At 41.7% G+C, this 228-nt stretch carries 1 protein-coding gene; it reads right to left on the reverse strand.

Annotated features, from left to right (window positions below):
• Nucleotides 1–228: hypothetical protein (locus SM754_RS20450; protein ID WP_323677980.1), on the reverse strand; the 228-nt coding region annotated here is incomplete at both ends.

Raw genomic sequence — 228 nt, forward strand, 5'->3', positions numbered from 1 at the left:
TTCCATGCAGATTTGTCTGTTTGCTGAGCTGATTCCTGTTGGCTTTGTTGTTGTTCGTACCAGGCAGTTTGTTTTTGCAATACGTAGTAAAGGTTGCGGATGTCAGAAACAACGGATTGAAGACTGAAAGAGTGGTATTTCAATCCATTTTCTTTCCTGCTGAAACTGTAGTAGAAGGAAGATGGAATTCCGGATTGTTCAGCGACAACAGTTTGAAGGACATGTCTG

The sequence above is a fragment of the Halorubellus amylolyticus genome, from assembly GCF_034808145.1.
In the GTDB taxonomy this organism is placed as follows: Archaea; Halobacteriota; Halobacteria; order Halobacteriales; family Natrialbaceae; genus Halorubellus.